Origin of the sequence: Cyanobacterium sp. uoEpiScrs1 (assembly GCF_947331815.1) — a bacterium.
Lineage (GTDB): Bacteria > Cyanobacteriota > Cyanobacteriia > Cyanobacteriales > Microcystaceae > Rippkaea.
Genome location: NZ_OX373462.1, coordinates 1,503,293 through 1,522,992, shown reverse-complemented (window position 1 = coordinate 1,522,992; position 19,700 = coordinate 1,503,293). Strand labels below are relative to the sequence as shown.

The window sequence follows — 19,700 nt, the reverse complement described above, 5'->3', positions numbered from 1 at the left end:
TTATTAAGTAAGTATAAACTAAGAATTCCAGGCTAAATAAGGTAGTTTACTAGCAATTTTATGGATTTTATCAATATTTTGAACAAGTTGTCCACAACTATCCCAAGTGCCTTCCAAAAGCATTTTTCGAGAACCTGCTTCCATCTCAATTATAGTCCTCCACGTCCCTGTGCTAAGCTTCATTTCGGTTAAATCAAGGGTAATCTCTTGTTGCGGATTGGCTTGAATCAAAGTTTGTAACTTCTTAATATCTACTGATCTAGCTATCACGCAAGGAATTCCATTAGCAATACAATTTCCAGAAAAGATTTCAGCAAAACTCTCTCCAACAACAGCTTGAATTCCCCATCGAATGATTGCTTGTGGGGCATGTTCTCTTGACGATCCACAGCCAAAGTTAGCATTTACTACAAGAATTTTAGCATCTTGATATTGAGGTAAATCAAAAAAGTGTTCTCCTTTAAGTTGGGCACGATCATCAGCAAAAACCTGCTCCCCTAAACCCTCAAAAGTAACACAACGCAAAAATCTTGCTGGAATAATGCGATCAGTATCTATATCATCTCCCACAATGGGAATTCCTGATCCAGAGATATTTTGTACTTGACTCATTGATTAACTCCTAATGGTATTAATTCATATTTTATTGTCTTATTATTATCATTTTGCCTATGATAAACTAATATTAAGTCATCAACTATTTTAGAATAATTAACAACTTCCTTCTACTTAGCTTCGTATAAGTAGAAGGAAATTTGTTTAAAATACTTCTATTTATTTTTTAAAAGCCAAAAATCTTGCTAAATATTAACAATATAAATTTTATAACTAAAGCCAAAATTAACTGATATTAATTGGCAAAAATTATATTTTAGTTATTAAGTTAGCTGTCATTTTATTCGTTTATTAACTAAAGGATTGCCTATGTTATATAATAACAATATATTTCAATTATATTGTTATTATATAACACAATAATACTTAAAATATTTTCTTAAAAATGAGTGCATAAAATTAGCTTTATTTATAAGTAGTAGACATAGTAAATAGAATAGTCACTTAAATAATTAAGTTAAAAAGTAATAATTCACTGGTTTTTAATAGATATATTTATTGTAAGAATCCATAATCTTTATTCTAAAAATCGACAGTTTTCTAAGTTTATAAGTCTCTCTATTACTTTTAGATTAACTCACAGTCTAAGCCCCACTTTAAAAAAATGAGGCCATAAATAATATAACAACAATCGATTATAGTGCTCCAGTCACAGTTTTATCTAAAATTCCAGATCCTAAATGGCTGGTTAAATTAATAGCTTGTAAGATAGAAGTTCCTTTGATTCCTTGAGGATAGTCAATTATGCTTACACTACCATTCCCTTGTTTAATATTCCAGAAATCTCTGGGTTTCAGCCCTAGTAAGTGACATAAAATTACCTTATTGATAGCATCATGAGCAACCACAATAACTGTTTTACCCTCGGTAGTATTGCTATAATCTTCTACAATTTGATTCCAACAGATGGTTGCTCGATCCCATACTTGTTGTAAATTCTCTCCCTCTGGCATTTGCACCGTTTCTGGAGATTCTTTCCACTTATTTAATAAACCTGGGAAATCTATTTCAATTTCCGATTCTAGTTTCCCTTCCCATAGCCCATGACAAATTTCTTGAAGTTGGGGTTTTAATTCTAACTTAACACCTTCATGGTATTGAAGAATTATTTCGGCAGTTTCTTTAGGACGTAACATGGGACTACTAACAGCGAAATTCAATGATACTCCTTTAAGGAAGTTAGCCGTTTTTTGCGCTTGTTTTTTTCCATTTTTATTGAGGGGAATATCTCTAACTCCTTGGAATCTTGATTCTCTATTCCATTCTGTTTCTCCATGGCGAACCAACAACAAGCGTAAATTATTTTTTTCACAACGAGTTGAAGGAATAGGGTTTTCTAGATGGAAGGTTTGATTCAAGGATTCAAGTTGAACTGATTCCCCAAAATTACCGCTAAAATTCAATATATTAATGCAACAATTAGACTGTTGAATGGAATGATAATACTCTGGAGATACTCCAATAGCACTCATAATTAAACAACGATTGATACCATTATGAGCAACAATTAATAGAGTTTTTTCCCGATGCTGAGGAATTATTTCATGCCAAAATTTCTTAGCCTGTTGATACAAAGAAAGGACTGGAAAATGTTCTTTTTCCCCTTCAGATGTAGAGAGAAGCATTTTAAATTCATGGGGACGTTCTTTCCAAAATTGATATTCAGTCTTAAATCTTTTAGCTACCTCAAGTTTACTTTGCTTTTCCCAGAGAGGAAGGTCTATTTCCATTAGTTGATTAATAGAGGACAAACTCGGCCGAGAATGCAAATAACTATGAATAATCTCAGCTGTTGCTTGCGCTCGTTGCAAGGGACTGCAATACATTACATCAATGGAAAGTGGGCTAAGACTATTCCCGACTTTTTGAGCATCTTGGCGACCTTTTTCGGTCAATACTGATTCGTTATTGCGACCTTGTATAAGCTTTTGAACATTATAGTTGCTTTGTCCATGACGCACTATAATAACGCGAGTAGCCACTGTCTTATATCCTCTTTATGGATTACCAGTTTCTAGATTACAGGTTTCTGGGACTAATTAAATTAAATTTTATGATTTGAGTATGACAATAGTAAAAAAATGGTGTTATTGGTTAAACTTCAATTTAATTACAAAAGATAACTTCAATCTATTATTAGTTACTAGCTTTGCTTTCAGCACCCTAATTGGTATTCTAAATCATGCTATGTGGCGTGATGAAATTAATGGATGGTTAATTGCTAGGGATAGTGTTTCTCTAGAAAACTTTTTTCACAATATCAAATATGAGGGACATCCAGCTCTTTGGTATATCTGTTTATTGGTACTTAATAAGTTGAGCCCCAATCCAATAATAATGCAGATTTTTCATTGGCTAATTGCCATTGGATGTTTGACTTTATTTGTTTTCTATTCTCCTTTTACTAAACAGCAAAAATTACTATTTTCACTAGGCTACTTACCATTTTATGAATATACTTTAATCAGCCGGAATTATTCTTTGGGACTTATAGCTATTTTTTGCTTCTGCACTTATTTTGAGACCCGCCATAAAAATTATATATATTTGGCTTTAATTTTAGCTTTTATGGCTAACACTAATGCTTATTGCTTGATGATTTCCATATCTTTAGCTTTAACATTAGTTTGTGATTATTTTACCCAAGATGACTTTCAGTACAAAGTTAAACCAGGAATCAGAAATATTATTATCGCTTTTATAATTTTTGGTATAGGGGTAATATTGGCTGGAATCATGTTACTTCCCCCACCAGATAGCACTCTGCAAGGAGGGGGAAGTCAATGGTTTTTTGAGTTCGATTGGATTAGATTTTGCCAGTCATTAACAAGAATATGGAGAAGCTATATTTTAGTTTTAATACCTAGTGATAGTAATCCTCTAGATTTAACCATTTTTACAGTTTTATCTTTAGGTTTGCTATGGTTTGTATCAGCGATTTTGATTAAAAAACCAATTGTATTATTCTTCTATTTAGTTAGTAGTCTAGAAATTTTAATTTTTACGTATCTAAAATTTTTAGGTTCTCAGAGACATTATGGACACTTATACATTATTTTAATTTCTACCCTATGGATAGAAAGTTATTATTGCAATTCTGAACTATTGCTTAATCTGTTTCGTTATCTCCCTCAAAAATTTTATAAACTATCGTTAAATTTACTAAAGTTTGTAACTTATTATAAAAATAATTTTTTGATAATTATTCTATGCTTTCAGTTGATTGCTGGTGTCATTGCGTTTAGTCGAGATTTATTAATTCCTTACTCTGCCAGTCGCACTACAGCTAACTTTATTCAAAAAAATAACTTAGAATCAATGACAATCGTCGGTAGTGAAGACTTTACAATTGCTCCTATTAGTGGTTATCTTAACCGTAAAATTTTTTATCCAGAAAGCCAAAAATTAGGAAGTTATGTTTTATTTAATAAACAAAGAAGAAATATTGATGACAAAGAAATGTTAATAAATATAGTTCAGCTTATAAAAAACGGTGGGAATAAAAAAAATATAATTTTAATTTTAAATAGACAATTACAAATAAAAAGAAGCGATCTTGAAATTATGCTTTTAGCTAAATTTGAAAAAGCCTTTATTTACAATGAAAAATATTATCTTTATTCTATTAGACAGATAGATAAAACAACAGATAAAGCAAGATAAACATCATGATCTCTAAAACATCTAACTTTAAACAGTGGGTTAAAAATATAAACCAGGATGTACTTTGGTTTATATTTTTATTATCATCTGCTCTTATTATATATTTAATTGGACTTGGTAATTTACCATTACGGGATTGGGATGAAGGATATTATGCAACCGTTGCCAAGGATATTTACAAAAGTGGCAACTGGTTATATATGACCTATCATAACGAACCTTTTTTACTTAAGCCACCTCTGATTATTTGGCTGATTAATGTTAGTTATTTAATTGGAGGAATTAATGAATTTACAACTCGTTTTCCCTGTACTTTTTTGACAGCTTGTGGTGTTCCTTTATTATACTTAATAGGAAGAAATATCTTTCCTAGGCGTCTTACAGCTATTCTCAGTACATTAGTATACTTAACATTATTGCCTATGGTTCGTCATGGCCGACTAGCAATGTTAGACGGACCAATTAATACTTTTTTTCTTTTTTCTTTTTTTTGTTTACTTCAATCTTATCATCAACGATTTTGGATAATTGGAGTGGGAGTTGGACTGGGATTAATTGCTTTTACTAAAGGAATTTTAGTTATTGCTTTGGGAGTGATTTTAGGTATATTTTGTTTTTTGAACAAATCATTAAAAACTATCAATAATTTTGTATTTTATAAGGGATTTATACTAGGGTTTTTTCCTGTTTTTTTGTGGTATTCACTTCAGATAATAGAGTATGGAGAAAAATTTATTAAAATTCACTTTTTACAACAAAACTTTGATAGATTATCCACTGCAGTTGAAGGAAATCAAGGTTCAATATGGTATTATATAATTGAGCTAGTAAAGTATACTTTTCCTTGGATTTTATTTTTTCCAGGAGGATTAATTTTAGCAGTCAAGAAATATAAACAAAGCTGGGCTAAATTGGTTTTAGTGGGAGTTGTACTATTTATAGTAATAATATCCCTAATGAAGACTAAATTACCATGGTATATTACTCCTGTATATCCTTTCTTTTCCTTAGCTATAGGGGCATATTTAGCTAAGCTTTTGCAAAATCCTTATAAATCTTATCCAAATATTTTGGGTGTAATACTATTTATTAGTAGCTTTGTATTTCTGATTGGAGGAACCTATTTTAGTATAAAAACTAATGATTTTCAAATTGTTGTATTATCGACTTTAATGGGAATTACACTATTTATATCCTACGTTAATTTTTTACAAAAAAGTCGTAATTTTATCTTTACTCTTTTTGTTGGGTTATATTTAAGTTTGAGTACGTTTGTGATATCCAATTTTTGGATTTGGGAACTGAATGAATCATTCCCCGTGAAGCCTGTGGCTACTCTCATTCGAGAAAATACTCCTCCTAATACAGTGGTTTATACATCCTATTCTTATAGTCGTACTAGTTTAGATTTTTACAGTGATCGTCAAGTGATAGCTAAGAATCTAGAAGAGTTAAATAAACCAGCAGATGTTTCATTTTATTTACTTTTAGATCCGTTAGCTTTAAAAAATCTAAACCTAGATGACTATAAAATTTTGGGTACTACTCAAGACTTCATACTAGTTAAAAAGTATTAGTAGTAATAAAAAGTTTAGATTAAAATTTTCATTTTTAAGATAGGTAAAAGTTATGTCGGCAAAACGATGGATCTTATTGATATTAACAATTATTTCTTTAATTCCTGTATTATTTTCATTAATTGATAGTATTAACCAGCCCCAAGTGCAGGTTAATCTTGAGCTATATCACACTAATTTAGTTTTACAATCTTCGGGTTTTTTTAGTAGAGACTCAAAGATTAGTCAAGCTGAGACTAATCTTAATTTTATAGAATTTAAAAATGTATTAATTGGCAAAGATCCCTATAAAGTAATTTCTAATAGATATAAAACTGCTATTAAAACCTCTCAGAATAACTTAAATGAACTGGAAAATAAATTTGATCTTATAACTCATAATTCAACTTTATTAGGAGTTAAAAATCATTCTATAAATTCGAGTGGTAATTCAAAATATTCTGCAAATCAAGAGCAGTTAGTAACTAATATTAATAGTCAAAAAGAAATAATTAATAATTTAAAATTGAAACTAGGAATTTTAATAGTTAAACAAGGAGACAAATCAAGGGCAGTTAAGGGTTGGAAGCTATTGTTAGCTGATAATAGCGCAAGCAATTTAGATTCTAAAACAGGAACAATTGCTAATATTTTAATAAATTTATGGAATGATAATCCTAAGATATTGCCAGATGCAGAGTTGCAGATACAAAGTAATCTAAACGGTTGGTTTAGTTATCAAGCCCTAAAAAGGCTTTACACAGTTCAAGATAGACAAGCTGATCTAATTTCATTAGAAAATCGACAAAAAGAAAAGGCAAACAAAACAATTATTAAATTGATTTGGATTAGTATTATTCCAGTATTATTAGGAATTATTGGGGTTGCTTTACTTATATTCCTATTGACCCAACTATTTTTTAAAAAACAGGAGTCTATTTTATACATTGATAAAAGACTATCTTGGACATCTCCTTGGGATGCTGAAACTATTTGGCAAGTTTTAATTGTGGGATTTTTCTTTTTCGGACAAATTATATTTCCTGTTGTATTTAATTTTTTTCCATTTGAACTTACTGACCTTAGTCTACGGCAAAAAGCCTTTTATATATTAGTTAGTTATTTATCTATGACGTTAGCTGGTTTTTCCGTACTTTACTGGTCAATTAAATCCTATTTTCCTCTGCCAAAAGGTTGGTTTAGATTCAAGCTTAAAAGTAATTGTTTAGCATGGGGAGTTGGGGGGTACTTAGTTGCTTTACCTTTGGTAATTATTGTCTCCTTGATTAATCAATACATATGGGATGGTCAAGGTGGTAGTAATCCCTTATTATTTTTAGCATTAGAATCCCAAGATAAGGTGGTTCTAGCTATCTTCTACTTCACCGCTTCTCTCGCGGCTCCTTTTTATGAAGAAATTATGTTTCGGGGATTTCTGCTACCTTCTCTGACTCGTTATATTCCAGTTTGGGCAGCTATTAGTATAAGTAGTGTCATTTTTGCCCTTGCTCATTTAAACTTATCGGAAGTGCTTCCTTTAGGGATTTTAGGTATAGTATTAGGAGTAGTTTATACTAAGTCGCGCAATCTTTTGTCTTCTATGTTAGTTCATAGCCTTTGGAATAGCGGAACATTGTTAAATTTGTTTTTATTAGGTAGCAGTATTAAGTAGTATCTAACTGAGTATTTTTAAATTAAATAATTAATAGTATTTCTAAAATAAGTACAGAAATTTTAAAATAGTCTGACTGATATTTTTTATAAAAAATATCAGTCAGACTATTTTAGGACTAATTATAATAAATAATTATCTTTCTACAAAAGTTTATCTTAAAGCTAATAAAGAAAATTAAAAATAATAATTAAAGGATGACTAAAAGCTATAAACCAGTGTATTTAGAGACTAATATTAAACAGAATATTTTCTTTTTCATTTTCGTTAGTGAGTGGCTAGATATAAGTATATTTATATTTAAGTAATTTAAATTTAGTTTAAACCTCAAAATTGATATTTAATTAGACTGACTACTTAGCTAATATATTTAAATATAAATATTATGAATTTTTAACTATTTTTTTATTTTTGATATTAAATCAAAGTTATTTTGCTACTATTATTTATGATAAGTAAAATTATTTTTATAATAAATGATTAACATATCAATCATTTATTATAAACTTATTTAACCTACAAATTTTGATTTTTTAGGCTTTGATATTCAAATACAAAAATTTTACTTTTATGATTTTAGAATAAGTTTTTAGTTCTAAGTCAACTTTAATAGTGATTATTTTTTAACTTAGTTAGTTTGATTGGTTAGTAATTATTATCTTATGATCTATCTCATTATAAAAAATTTATATAATGAGACTGATTTTATTTTTATTTACTCAATAATTAAATATTCAAACTAATAATTATGTAGTTATAAAATTATTAATATTACAGATGTAATTTAACTATTAGTTAATATCCTGAATAAAAATAAGTTTAAAAAACAAAATAAAAAATTGATATATAAATTGTACTACTATAGATTCCATTATCGCTCTGTCTATTACTAATTTTTAGTGTGATACGTTATTCAGTACAATAAAAATTTTTGTACATAGTAGTAGTACAAATACTTTACCATTATAGACAAAAAGATTGTTTATTTGTTTCTAATTAAATATAAATTTAGCAGGTGTTCTAACTAAACTACAGTTTTATAAATTTAAACTAAATCTTAATCCTTAAGTCATCTAAATACTGTCAAAATATTTATATATTATAGTGGAAACTCCATCTACACCAGTTTAAAAAAAACAAAGTATATTTTTCTCAAATAAGATTTAATTAATTCAAAATATACGGCTCTTGTTATCTAAGACATATTTTTGATACTTTAAAGTATTACGTTAATAAGAGTTCTCTAATGAATAGAAGGTTTTAATCAATCAAGCTATTTCCATTTTATTAACAATCTAATCATTTAATTAAGTTAAGTTATTACATCGATTCCAGTATTATTTTGTGCCAATAACTTTCATAATACTAACCACATAAGTAGTTATTGTTTTTGACAAACTTATTCTTTTTAATAACAATCTTTATTAATTTTTTTATTTTTATCTAGTAAATTTAGTAGGATTTTATTCTAAAAGATTAATATTTTGAAGTAACGTAAATAACTCAGCTACTTTTGTTAAATTTTTATTACCAGGTGAGCACTCAACACCACTAGAAAGATCAATTCCATTCGGGTGTAACCGTGTTAGAGATTGCTTTATATTATTAGGAGTTAATCCACCCGCCAATAGCCAAGGAAGAGGTGGGTCAAATCCTTCTAAAATTTCCCAATTTAAAGTGAGACCAGTTCCTCCTAATAAAGTAGGATGGTGGGCATCTAACAATAGTGTGTCTACTTTATCAAAATAAGCAGGTATAACTTTTAAGGATTGAGGAGTCTTAATTCTAAACGCTTTAATCAGTTCAACATGAGAAAAACGTTGTTTGATTTGACTACAAAACCAAGGTGACTCATCTCCATGTAATTGTATCCCAGTTAACTCTGCTTTATTGAGAACTTGTTCTATTTCCAATAAACTAGCATTAGCAAAAACCCCAATACAACCAACTGTTGTTGGTAGTTCCTTAATCACAGCTTGAATTTGAAAGGGTCTAATATAACGTGGAGATCGGTGAACGCAGATAAAACCCAACATAGTAGCTCCTAATTGAGCAATCGCTTTTCCTTGGGATAATTTTGTGATTCCACAAATCTTGATTCTCATGTTGCTGCTATTTTAAGTATTTAAACTAAAGTAAATTTTATGATTTCTAGCATTGATTACCGTTGATAAATGCAGGAGTTGCTTTGTATCCAAACTATCAGACTTAATTTTATAGGCTTAGGCAATTGCCTTAGATACTATCGTTTAGAATTTGTTAAAAAGATTTATTCTAATTATTGTTAATCTTCCTACTCTCATTGTCGAATATTTCAATTTTTAGAATATAAGAGCTCGGTGATATTTTCTTATTTTATAAGTTTGTCTTGTTCTAGTTTTTTAATGTCGATATTCTATAAATAAGAGTATATCATTTTTAATGATCCTCAAAAACTTTTTATCTTGTGAACTTAAAATATAGTGATTACTTTAGCTGTATTTTATCAAAGCAGTAACATCCTCGTATACTATTAAGTATTGGGTGTCAAAATTAACGGTAAAACCATTTTTATTATGTTAAGAGTTCACGTCATTATCTAAAATAAAAACTCACCGTGATAATTAGAAGTGGGAAATAATCAAATTAGTAATTAATAAAATCTGTACTCAAGACAGACTGATTAAGATAATCTCTATAGCATCTTAGCATTGCTTATTTAACTTACATTGAACATAAAATATAAATATATCTTCACATAAGAATAATCTTTTGTCAATCAATGAGTCCAATTGCTAGAAGAATTCTTCTCTATAAGTAAAAAAATTAAGACTTTAACCAGTTAATAAAACTTATCATGAGATTAACTAGGTTAAATAATATTTATATGTAAAATAATTATTCCTCTAAAACTATAATTTCCAAAGCTAAAACATAATAAAAAATTATGTTAATAACTAGGATTATCTGAGACAAGATTTATCAATATTTTTTATTTTTTTAATCAAAGTTTAACAGCAATATAGTATTAAAATAAATAATATTCAATTAATTACTGAGTAAATAGATTGGACACAAAATATAAAAAAGTTCATTCAGTACCTAATTGCTAATAGATATAAACCATGAATTATGACAGAAATCAATACTTGGCTAATACTTAATCATTGATCTAAAATAAATAATGAGTAAGAACTGATATACTGTCTATATTTATAATAGGTCATCAAAATATTTATATAAAAAGTATCAATAATCAAGAAAAATATACATAGCTAATACAATTATTTTTTTAGATCTAACTTAACACGTGGATCTAAAAAACTATAAGTAAAATCAGCAATAAAGTTGCCAATAAGAATTAAAATTGCATAGATAAAGGTGATGGACATAATTACCGGAGTATCACCACGATAAATAGATTCGATTAATAAAGCCCCAATTCCGGGAACATGAAACACCTGTTCTGTAATTAATGCTCCAGTAAAAATTGTAGGAATATCTAAAGCTATCAAGGTTATAACAGGGATCATGGCATTCCGTAAGATATGTTTGTTTAAAATAGTAAAACTACCTAATCCTTTAGCATAGGCAGTGCGGACATATTCTTGGGAAAGTTCATCTAAGATAGCTGAACGGAAAAATCTCATTAAAATCGCTGATTGATATAAAGCTAATACACAAACCGGCATAATAGATTGTTTGATTTGCTCAATAAAACTTGACCAATTAGTTATTTGTAGCGTGCTATCGTAGATGAAGGGAAGCCATCTTAGTTTAACGCTGAATATTAAAATAAATAACAATCCTGTTATAAAAGTTGGCAAAGAAAACCCCAGGAAAGTAAAAGTAGTTGCAACTTGATCTATCCATGAATGTCTCTTTAAGACAGCAACGATTCCTAAGGGAAAGGCAATCAAAAAACTAAAGAGGTAAGCAGTTCCAGTAACCCATAATGTAATGGGAATTCGTTGCATAATCAGCTCAATAACTGGGCTTTTACTGGTGAATGAATAGCCTAAATCTCCGCGAATAAAAGCTAAAATCCATTTAGTATAACGGATATAAATTGGTTGATCTAATCCTAGACTTTTACGAATATTTTCTCTTATCTCTGGCGTAATAGCAGGATTAGAAGCGAATTCTCCCAGTGGGTTACCTGGAGCCAAAGCTAAAATAGTAAAAATAACAATACTAATAACAAGTAGAGTAGGAATAGCAGTTGATAAACGCTTAATTAAGTAAGATATCATTTTTTAAAAACCTAACAGATTGAGTTTTATGCAATTTAACTATTATACATACCACTCTAAAAAAATACGGTAAACTTGTCCAATGATAATTAGTTAAATTTTTAATTACTTTTGTAAGAGAACATCAAATATAATAACAATTTAACAATACTTTTTAAATCCCTACTATGGGTAATTTTTTATTTTTTGTTATAAAATAATCTGCCACTTTAGCTAGATGTTCGTTATTCGGCATAGTTAAATTTCAGCAGTAAAATTTAATTATGTAAAGTTTGTCATATGAGTATTCTAATAAATCCACATACATATTACCATTCAAGGACCTAGCTTATTATAGTAGCCTGTCTTCTATCTATAGAACTAGACTCCTAAACTTTCTTTTAGTTGACTTCAATCCTGCTCCAAGTTCATGAAAAGATATATATAATCTATTTCATAGCTCCCTTATTACTAAAAAAAATTTTTTAAGGTAAATATCAAATAAATTTTTATTATCTAATCAGCCATATGTTTCTATATTTTAAGCTAAAATACAGATGGTATTATCCGTACTTATTTATACAACATCATTTTTATTATCCCCAAACTCCCTCAAGATAAATATACTTTTCCATTTAATAAAAATTTCAATATTTTAACTATTAGAATGATTTTGGGGATAGTTTACTTATTAATGTTTATTTTCTTCTCTTCCTTTTGCTTTATATTTTTACTATCCAAATTATCAATTTATAACTTATACTAATCTAGTATGTTTTGGAAAATGCAATTTGTTTATTAAAGTTAAATTTAGCTGCTGTAGTGAGCACAGAGCCTATCTCCTTAAAATATTCCTCTCTGAGACTTTTTCTAATACAAAGACAAAAGTAGTCAGTTTTTTAGTCTAAAAAGATAAGTACTTCGAGCTAAATAATGTTTCTCAGGCATTTTTTATCTAAACTGTTGTTCCCTTACTATCTCAGTAAGGGTTAACGATTGAATTTCACATTATTTATTGATACTCGAGTTAAGAGTCAACTTCATATGTCTTCCAGTCTTTAATATTCCATGTATTAAAGTCCCAAGGGGTTGATTCAAATCCCTGAATGCTAGTACTAATTCCAACAACATCAGCTCGATGAATTAAGGGAATTACAATAAAATCATTAACCAGCATGTCGTTCATTGCAATAAAAATTTTCTGCCGTTTTTTAGTATCTAATTCTTGGACTGCTTGTTGCCATAGTCTATCATATGCTGGGTTGCAATACCGAGAATAGTTATCTCCAGACCAATTATTTGATTTTTGAGGAATGGTATCACACATATAGGTTTTCATGTAGGTACTAGGATCAGGGTTCGTATTTCCTGTCGTAAACATTTCTAAATCAGAATAAAAATGTTCTACCGTATCATTGTTCGATGGATCACTAGAAAAGAAAATACTTGCATCAACGTTTTTTAGTTCAACCCCTACACCTATTTTTTGTAATCCCTGCTTAATAACTTCTTGTGTCTTTTGGCGTAGGGGGTTTACTGATGTTTGAAACACTATTTTCATTTCTATTCCATTTTTATCTCGAATTCCATTATTATTAGAGTCCTTCCACCCCTCCTTATCCAATAACTGTGATGCCTTCTCCAGATTAAACTCGTAACTTGTATTAGGAGAATTGTATTGTAGAGGAGCAATTAAAAAGTTTGATATAGCTTTTCCAGTTACTCCATATAACTGTTGAGCGATAGTATCTCGATCTATTGCTAAACTAAAAGCCTCTCTTACTTGCTTACTTTGAAAAAAAGGATGAGGAAATTTTAAACTAGATTTTTCTCCTTCTATTGTTGCTTTATTTGGATCGGTTAAATTAATTAAAATTCTTTCGCTAGTGCCCCCAAAAATAGATTTTATTTTTCCAGCTCCACCTGCTGCCAATTGATTTAGGATATTAACTTCAACCTGTAGATTATAAGCATAATCTACATCTCCTGTTTGTAAAACTGCCCGCGCGGCAGAGGTAGCATCTCCACCCCCTTTTAATTTTATTTTCTTAAACCCTAATTTATCAACTTCCCGAAAATGAGAATTTACTTCGTAAACTACTACATTCCCGGGTTTAAATTCCACGACCTTATAAGGACCTGTACCAATAGGAATCAGATTTTCAGGCGCTTGCCGTGCATTTTCACCGTTATAGTTTTTATAAAGATGGCGAGGTAATATCATTCCTCCTCCTCCAACAAAAGGGAGATCCCAAGCTGGATTGGATTTCTTAAAAACTACCTTTACCGTATTTTTATCTATCGCTTTAACCGTCTCGATACTAACATAGTTGTTGGCACTAGTTGAACCTACTTTAGGATTAGTAACGAACTGATAGGTAAACACCACATCATCAGCCATAAATGGGGTTCCATCTGACCACTTGATTCCCTCTTTTAACTTCCATGTCACCGACTTGCCATCAGGAGAGATTCCCCCATTGTCTCTTGAGGGAATCTCAGCGGCTAAAAATGGGATCAAGTTACCTTGATTGTCATAACTAGCGAGGGGTTCTAATGTAATACGACTAGCTTCAGAATCTTTAAATCCCGTGGAAAGATGAGGGTTCAAAATGGTAGGGGCCTGCCAGTATAATAGATTTAGGGTTTCACTGTGTCCTTGAGGTATTATCTGAGAACTTAAATTTTCCTGTTGGCGACTACAAGCCAATAGGAAAAACGTTACTCCCACGGATAGCAGGACTGATACAACTGAAAAACAATCCCTTAACGACTTCCTCATCACTATAAGTTATGGCTCCTTAAACGGGACAGACTAAAGTACTCCATTTTGACACTTTCATGGTTTCAACACAACGTGGGGATGGGTAATCGTGAAAGTTGCCAACCATGGTTACTTTGTCAAAAGAGTGAGTGCTAAACAATAGGTCAGTCGAAAATATTTTCTAAACGAGAACGGGCAATGTCTTTAATTAAAACGGTTTTAGAACTAAAATAAACTTCTATGACCTGTAAATCTTCCGAAGACAAGGAGTATTGTGCATTAAGTTTATTCAGCAATTGACTCACTAAATCCGAGTCATCTAGATTAATTAAGGTTTTAGCAGGGCTTTCCTCCACTATAGACCAAAGTTGCCTCATTATCGAAGTATTCATAAATAAAATTTTTAAAATCTGTTTAAGTTGCAATCATTTCAAGGATAAGATAAATGACAGTCAGCAATTTTGCTAGAATTGCTGACTGTCATATTAATCAATTTACTTTTACTTTTCGTATTCTAGATAAAAAAATTATTATAATGATAAAAAACTTTTTATTCCTTCTCATAAGGTTAACCATAAACAAAAGCAAGTTAAGATTATAATCGACGATTATTCATACATAAAAGTCTTGATTTTTTATGTTTTGATTGATTTTAGTCAAAGTACAGAATAATCTCCAGACTTAAATAAGAATAGAAAAATAGACAAAAAAGAGCAAAGACAATATTCCGATATGAAAGAAAAAGAAAAAAGATAATAATGACTTTTAGTAAGAATTCTTAAATATATTGCTAAAATTGAATTATGCATGTTGGGCAACTTGTGTCCTGGAATAATATTTTGTAAATTGTCATAAGCTAGATAATATAAAACTAGAATTATATTAGGTTGTGGCTAAGATGACCTTAAAAAGATAGACCGTAGATATATTACTCTTTGTAATTATTTTTTCTATATTTTTAACATTAAAAACTGAATAATTAATATAACTTATTATTAGAATAATCATCTTGATTTTATAAAATATTATAAAATTTTTAGTAGGATATAAATCAATAAATACTTTTAGTCAAAGTAAATATTTTATATTTAATAAATATATTAAATATAAAATGGATTTTCTATAAAAATACTAGTTTATTTTTAAGTCTGTATTTTCTATAGTTAATAACTGGTATTAGTATTAATACTAACTACTTTTACTTTGCAATATTTTTTAAAATAAAAAAATCAATAATTAATATATTAATTATTGATTTAAAAATATGAAGTTAATAACTCTATCTTTTTAGTCAAAATCATAATTTTTTACTTATATAAAGAATTTAATTGATTTTTATTTGTCCAACAAAAAATAAGGTAAGTAATGAGCTTAAATCCAATTTAATTGATTAAAACACAATAATAATATGAAGCCTAAATATTTATGAATTTATTTGCTATTTGAGAAAATAAATTAGTTCATAACTATAGTTAAAATTTATAGTTTAGTTAGTCTTGAATTTTAGTACACTTGAATAAGCATTTATGATATCAAAAATATTAATTTAGTGGTAATTGGTGAAGTATTTTTTTTCTAAATTTTAACGTTTTTATATTTTCTTGAATGTGAAAATATTTTAGAATTTAATCGTATTTGTACTCGGTTTTATTTTTAGGTTATTTAACTGATTAATAACGATAGAGACGCTTGAACAAAACGTCTCTATTCCTCAAAATAGGGAGTATTTAACTGATGTTTGTAGCTGGGCTGGTAGTAGCTAGTGCTTCTACCAAGGAGCGAACTGCAGCGACCATCGCTACTTCATCACTGAGTCGATTGATGGCTGATCCTACTCCCACTCCGGACGCACCAGCTGCGATTGCCATAGGGATAGTTACGGAAGACAACCCTGATGCACACAACACTGGAATAGATACTGCATCGGAAATGCTGTAAGCAGCAGCTAAAGTGGGGGCGGCCTTTTCAATTAAACCCAAAGTTCCTGCATGAGTGGGTTTGCTGCTAGTCCCCCCTTCGGTTTGAATAATATCAACCCCAAGTTCTACTAAGCGCTCAGCTAATTGAGCTTGTTCATCAAAAGGAAGAATATGAGGAACCGTTACAGAAAGGGTAGTTTCAGGAAGAAGAAAGCGGGTTTTTTTTGTTAAAGCTAAAATTTCCTCTGCTTCAAATCGCCGTCCTTGGGCATAAAAAGCATCAAAGTTACCAATTTCAATTAAATCGGCTCCAGCCTTAACTGCTTCGACAAACAACGTTGGTTTAACTGCTGAGACACAAATCGGTAAATCAATTAATTGACGTACATGACGTACTAATGCCTCATCCGCAGCAATATCCACAAAAGTGGCGCCACCGGCTTGGGCCGCTTTAACAATAGCCGTAACGTTCGTTGCATCGAAATTGCTTAACCCACTAATCACTTTAAGTGCTTTATGTTGAGCCAAGGCTGTTTGTAATTGAGGATGCATAGTCATAGACATTTAAGGTAAATTCTAATAAGTTTATTGTGCCATTTTCCTATGACGTTAAGAAAGTCTTCGTTAAAACCTGAGATACACTTCCAGGGAGACGATATCATGAATAAAATCATTATTTGTTTGGCCTGAGAATATCGAATCGAATGATTAAACTGGCAACACGAGTGGGGAAAGTATCTCAATCAATTACCCTTGCAATTGCCGCAAAAGCTAAGGCAATGAAAGCACAAGGTATTGATATCTGTAGCTTTAGTACTGGAGAACCTGACTTTGATACCCCGCAACACATCAAAGAAGCAGCCAAACTCGCTTTAAATCAGGGAAAAACCAAGTATGGTCCGGCGGCAGGAGAACTTAGACTAAGGGCAGCGATCGCCAACAAATTACGTATAGATAACAATTTAGACTACACTCCAGACAATATAATCGTAACGAATGGAGGTAAACAGTCTTTATTTAACTTAATGTTAGCTTTGATTGATCCTGGAGACGAAGTGATCATTCCAGCTCCCTATTGGTTAAGTTACCCAGAGATGGTTAAATTAGCAACGGGGACGCCAGTGATTGTGCAAACAACGACAGAAACAAACTATAAGATTACTCCAAGTCAACTGCGTCAAGCAATTACCCCGAAAACAAAACTATTCGTTTTAAATTCTCCCTCTAATCCGACTGGGACTGTTTATTCTGCCACGGAAATTAGGGCGTTAGCTGAGGTCATTATAGAGAACGATTTATGGGTGGTTGCCGATGAGATCTATGAAAAGATTCTCTATGATGAAGCAGAACATTTCAGCATTGGAGCAGTAAGTACCGAGATTTTTAATCGTACAATTATTAGTAATGGCTTTGCTAAAAGCTACTCAATGACAGGGTGGCGTGTAGGATATTTGGCTGCGCCTATAGAATTAATTGAAGCAACTAATATTATACAAAGTCATAGTACCTCTAACGTGTGTACCTTCGCTCAATATGGAGCGATTGCAGCTTTAGAAGAATCTCAGGACTCTGTTGAGCAAATGTTACAAGCGTTTACTAAACGTCGTCAAGTTATGTTAGACGGAATCATGTCAATTCCTCATCTCAACTGTCCGATCCCCATGGGGGCTTTTTATATTTTTGCGGATATTAGTCAAACTGAAATGAACTCCCTCGATTTTTGTAGCGCACTTTTAGAGATTCAAAATGTCACAGCTGTTCCAGGAAAAGTATTCGGAGCAGATAATTGTATTCGCTTATCCTATGCTACAGATTTAATTTCTATTGAAAAAGGAATCGATAGATTAGCTACATTTGTTAGCAGTCTTTAAATTATAAAAAGGAAAATTGCTATGTCTCATAAAAAATTTGATCGTAATAGGAGAAAAGTAGTTCCAAAATTATTATTATAAAATAATTTTATAATCGCTTGGTAGTCATTACTTAATGGATCAGTGATCTTAAAAAGAACCGAGGTAAGGCCAACATTCTCTGCCAACGCCAAGGTTCTTGATATAGACGATAGAGCCACTCTAGGTTGTTGTCTCTCAACCACTGGGGAGCCCGAGCTTTGGTACCAGACCAAATATCAAAGCTTCCACCTACCCCAATCCAAATCCCCCGAGGGGACAGATGACGGTGTTGCTGAATCCAAAATTCCTGACGAGGAACCCCCAACCCTACAAGAATTAATTGGGGTTGCTTATCTAAGAGGGTTTGTCTCCATAGCTTCTCTTCTTCTGAAGACAAATAGCCATGGGATGAAAGAATAGAAATGCTGGGAAGTTTCTTACACCATTGGTCTGCTGCCGCATGGCTAACTCCAGGTTTCCCTCCATAAAAAACAATTAAAGGAGAATTTTCTCGAGACCCTAATTCTCTAAGTAAAGACTCTGCAAGTTCAATCCCCGGACATCGTTGTTGTCTTTGTTGGCGCAGCCTAAGATACAGGATGACACCAGCTCCATCAGGAACTACTAAATCCGCTTTACGAATAATGTCTGTCACCGAGGAATCTTTTTCAGCCAACATAGCCATCTCTGCGTTAAGAGTCACAACATGAACTCCTTGATGATGATTAAGACATTGAAGGAGCCAGGAAGAATAATCATCAAGGAGATGTACAAAAACATTGAGAATAGGAAATGAGGGGGGGGGAGTTAGCATAAATATATGAAATTGTATTTAGAATTTCTACTGCTCAGATAATTACTGAAAAAATTGCTTTTTTTGTATTTCTTTTAAAGCTAACCACTATATTAAATAATTCTTTTTCTATTAAGAAGAAAATTTCATTAAGTTAGTCAGTAAAGTTTATTACATAAAGATTAAGATTTACTCGTATGATATCATCTTACCTAAAATAGATACATTAAAGTTAACCATAGTATAGTTATGTAAATAATAATCAACCATCTCTCTGACGAGTCATATTCGGTAACATTTATTAAAAATAGTAAAAACAGTAGTCAACTAAGTTTTTGAAGATTTCTTGTCGAAATTTTACCTTAAGTAAGTCTGAATATAAAAATAGTTAGTTATATAGTGTAATTAGACAGTGTAATTAATGGACTATTTCGCATAGCCTTTAAACTCTGTAAATTTAGTCATATTAGAATACGTTCAGCTATTTTGGGTCAACTGAACTATACGCATGAAACTCATAAAGCTTCAACAAAACTAAAGCTATAGAAGTTTTAACTCCAATTTGATTCCACTTTCCCAAGTATGTGGCCCATCCTTAACGATCCTTAAAATCCT

Annotated in this window: 12 protein-coding genes; 4 read left to right on the top strand and 8 right to left on the bottom strand. The window is 30.8% G+C overall.

The features are described from left to right. Positions 1–18: 18 nt before the first annotated feature. Together leuD and OXU93_RS05320 are read right to left on the bottom strand one after the other, a co-directional pair. A complete protein-coding gene (gene leuD, locus OXU93_RS05325) occupies positions 19–612 on the bottom strand; it encodes a 3-isopropylmalate dehydratase small subunit (RefSeq protein WP_267383034.1) in 594 nt (197 codons plus the stop codon). 638 nt (positions 613–1,250) lie between these two features. After that, positions 1,251–2,597 carry a histidine phosphatase family protein gene (locus OXU93_RS05320; protein WP_267383032.1) on the bottom strand — a complete coding sequence of 449 codons (1,347 nt, stop codon included), beginning with the start codon at positions 2,595–2,597 and terminating at the stop codon, positions 1,251–1,253. A 499-nt stretch (positions 2,598–3,096) separates the two neighbouring features. On the opposite strand from OXU93_RS05320, the gene OXU93_RS05315 reads away from it, so the two are divergent. Genes OXU93_RS05315 through OXU93_RS05305 form a run of 3 tightly spaced genes read left to right on the top strand, consistent with a single transcriptional unit; the run spans position 3,097 to position 7,506 of the window. Further along, on the top strand, positions 3,097–4,278 hold the full coding sequence (locus tag OXU93_RS05315) for a hypothetical protein (RefSeq protein WP_267383029.1): 1,182 nt from the start codon (positions 3,097–3,099) through the stop codon (positions 4,276–4,278). Positions 4,279–4,283: 5 nt separating this feature from the next. Further along, the gene (locus OXU93_RS05310; RefSeq protein WP_267383027.1) at positions 4,284–5,855 is read left to right on the top strand and encodes an ArnT family glycosyltransferase; all 1,572 of its coding nucleotides are present in this window, start codon (positions 4,284–4,286) and stop codon (positions 5,853–5,855) included. Between the two features lie 52 nt (positions 5,856–5,907). After that, positions 5,908–7,506: a type II CAAX endopeptidase family protein gene (locus OXU93_RS05305; RefSeq protein WP_267383024.1), complete on the top strand. Its 1,599-nt coding sequence runs from the start codon at positions 5,908–5,910 to the stop codon at positions 7,504–7,506. Between the two features lie 1,463 nt (positions 7,507–8,969). On the opposite strand, the gene OXU93_RS05300 is transcribed toward OXU93_RS05305, so the two are convergent. The 5 genes from OXU93_RS05300 to OXU93_RS05280 form a co-directional block, all read right to left on the bottom strand. Next, positions 8,970–9,611 carry a phosphoribosylanthranilate isomerase gene (locus tag OXU93_RS05300; protein ID WP_267383021.1) on the bottom strand — a complete coding sequence of 214 codons (642 nt, stop codon included), beginning with the start codon at positions 9,609–9,611 and terminating at the stop codon, positions 8,970–8,972. A gap of 1,158 nt (positions 9,612–10,769) precedes the next feature. Then, positions 10,770–11,738, bottom strand: a complete 969-nt coding sequence (locus OXU93_RS05295) for an ABC transporter permease (protein ID WP_267383019.1) — start codon at positions 11,736–11,738, stop codon at positions 10,770–10,772. Between the two features lie 1,006 nt (positions 11,739–12,744). Beyond that, a complete protein-coding gene (locus OXU93_RS05290; RefSeq protein WP_267384810.1) occupies positions 12,745–14,499 on the bottom strand; it encodes a peptide ABC transporter substrate-binding protein in 1,755 nt (584 codons plus the stop codon). A gap of 146 nt (positions 14,500–14,645) precedes the next feature. Next, positions 14,646–14,873 (bottom strand): hypothetical protein, encoded by a 228-nt coding sequence (locus tag OXU93_RS05285; RefSeq protein WP_267383017.1) that lies wholly within the window; start codon positions 14,871–14,873, stop codon positions 14,646–14,648. 1,335 nt (positions 14,874–16,208) lie between these two features. Next, positions 16,209–16,958, bottom strand: a complete 750-nt coding sequence (locus OXU93_RS05280) for a DUF561 domain-containing protein (RefSeq protein ID WP_267384809.1) — start codon at positions 16,956–16,958, stop codon at positions 16,209–16,211. Positions 16,959–17,104: 146 nt separating this feature from the next. Between OXU93_RS05280 and OXU93_RS05275 the strand changes: the two genes are divergently transcribed. Beyond that, the gene (locus tag OXU93_RS05275) at positions 17,105–18,271 is read left to right on the top strand and encodes a pyridoxal phosphate-dependent aminotransferase (protein WP_324126942.1); all 1,167 of its coding nucleotides are present in this window, start codon (positions 17,105–17,107) and stop codon (positions 18,269–18,271) included. A gap of 112 nt (positions 18,272–18,383) precedes the next feature. Here OXU93_RS05275 and OXU93_RS05270 read toward each other — a convergent pair whose 3' ends face one another. Then, entirely contained in the window at positions 18,384–19,106 is a 723-nt protein-coding gene (locus OXU93_RS05270; RefSeq protein ID WP_267383015.1) for a WecB/TagA/CpsF family glycosyltransferase, read from the bottom strand. Positions 19,107–19,700: the final 594 nt, after the last annotated feature.

Bases quoted from the DNA above. Each gene is read 5' to 3' on its own strand.
- leuD (WP_267383034.1), bottom strand. From the start codon at position 612: ATGAGTCAAGTACAAAATATCTCTGGATCAGGAATTCCCATTGTGGGA.
- OXU93_RS05310 (WP_267383027.1), top strand. From the start codon at position 4,284: ATGATCTCTAAAACATCTAACTTTAAACAGTGGGTTAAAAATATAAAC.
- OXU93_RS05305 (WP_267383024.1), top strand. From the start codon at position 5,908: ATGTCGGCAAAACGATGGATCTTATTGATATTAACAATTATTTCTTTA.
- OXU93_RS05300 (WP_267383021.1), bottom strand. From the start codon at position 9,611: ATGAGAATCAAGATTTGTGGAATCACAAAATTATCCCAAGGAAAAGCG.
- OXU93_RS05295 (WP_267383019.1), bottom strand. From the start codon at position 11,738: ATGATATCTTACTTAATTAAGCGTTTATCAACTGCTATTCCTACTCTA.
- OXU93_RS05290 (WP_267384810.1), bottom strand. From the start codon at position 14,499: ATGAGGAAGTCGTTAAGGGATTGTTTTTCAGTTGTATCAGTCCTGCTA.
- OXU93_RS05285 (WP_267383017.1), bottom strand. From the start codon at position 14,873: ATGAATACTTCGATAATGAGGCAACTTTGGTCTATAGTGGAGGAAAGC.
- OXU93_RS05280 (WP_267384809.1), bottom strand. From the start codon at position 16,958: ATGACTATGCATCCTCAATTACAAACAGCCTTGGCTCAACATAAAGCA.
- OXU93_RS05275 (WP_324126942.1), top strand. From the start codon at position 17,105: ATGATTAAACTGGCAACACGAGTGGGGAAAGTATCTCAATCAATTACC.
- OXU93_RS05270 (WP_267383015.1), bottom strand. From the start codon at position 19,106: ATGCTAACTCCCCCCCCCTCATTTCCTATTCTCAATGTTTTTGTACAT.